Origin of the sequence: Micromonospora qiuiae (assembly GCF_016863555.1) — a bacterium.
In the GTDB taxonomy this organism is placed as follows: Bacteria; Actinomycetota; Actinomycetes; order Mycobacteriales; family Micromonosporaceae; genus Micromonospora; species Micromonospora qiuiae.
In genome coordinates, this window is the sequence record NZ_BOPC01000183.1 from 1 (window position 1) to 1,146 (window position 1,146).

Sequence of the window (1,146 nt, forward strand, 5' to 3'; positions counted from 1 at the left end):
ATAACACCTACTGCCGGTGGCTCTTAGCAAACCGGGGTCATCCAGTGCCGTCTTGTCCTCAATGGCCCGATGCTGTGCCGCCTACTGGTTGGGAGGAAGGCGAACCTCCGACGTGACAGGGGGTGGATCTGACCGTCACGTTCGCGCAGCAGCGGTTCCCGGAGCGCCGAAAATCTGATCCACGCCGTTGCTGTCGTCGTAGAGGTGAACGAAGCCAACTCGCTCGTAGAGCCAGCGCGCCGCGCTACCCGGTCGATGGCAAGCCGGAAAGGCCTCGCGTCGCGATGGGCGTCCATGACGCACCGGAGTACCTGACTGCCTATGCCCTGGCCCTGAATCACAGGATCAAGATAGAAGTGCTCTATCCACTGCGCATCGACCTCGGGCCGCACGGCGATGGCACCCACCGGCTTCTCGTCGACCTCGATGATGTCGGTGTTGGCAGGAACGTAGGTGTCCAGGAACCGGCGGCGAGCCCAGTCCTCATCCTCATCCCACAGTCCCAGGCGTTCCAGATCCGGGCGCATGGCGAGCGCCTTGAGGTCAGCAAGCCATTCCGCATCCGCAGACAGCGCCGGACGAAGCCTCCATGCTCTATCCATGGAGCAAGTATGTCGCGCCCGCGCCCGGCATTCGCATCTGCCGCAGAGCGCGCGGGTCGCCAGCCGGGAGCCGTCACGTCGCGCCGCCGGCCTCTCACGCCGGCTGCCGTGCGGCCCGCTGGCGTCCGCTAGCCAGTTGAAGAAATATGACGCAAGGTGTCAGGTTTTGGGTGGAGCATAGTTTCATCGGCCAGCGCCGGTGATAGGCGCGGACCACGGCACAGATAGATACGGAAAAGACAAGGACCTTCATGCGCGAAACCCCACAAGATCTCGAAGAACTCCAAGCCCTCCTTGACGCCTCCCTCGCCCGCTCCACCTCCCACCTCCGCTCGATCATCAACACCGCGCGCACACTGAACGCGGAGCAGCTCACCCAGGTCCTCACCGGCATGTGCACCCTCGCTCTGTCCAGCGTGACGGCGAAGGGTGAGCCGCGGATCAGCGGTGTCGACGGGCACTTCCTGCGAGGCAAGTGGTACTTCGGCACGGCGCCCGACGCCGCCAAGGCGCGCCACCTCGCGGCGCGGCCCGCCGTCAGCGT

At 64.9% G+C, this 1,146-nt stretch carries 2 protein-coding genes; one reads left to right on the forward strand and one right to left on the reverse strand.

Annotated elements, in window-relative coordinates; translation table 11 throughout:
• Nucleotides 1-23 precede the first annotated feature (23 nt).
• The gene (locus Vqi01_RS30300) at nucleotides 24-602 is read right to left on the reverse strand and encodes a GNAT family N-acetyltransferase (RefSeq protein ID WP_204038551.1); all 579 of its coding nucleotides are present in this window, start codon (nucleotides 600-602) and stop codon (nucleotides 24-26) included.
• A gap of 251 nt (nucleotides 603-853) precedes the next feature.
• On the opposite strand from Vqi01_RS30300, the gene Vqi01_RS30305 reads away from it, so the two are divergent.
• Nucleotides 854-1,146 (forward strand): pyridoxamine 5'-phosphate oxidase family protein (locus tag Vqi01_RS30305; protein WP_204038552.1); only part of this gene is annotated, 293 nt, incomplete at its 3' end.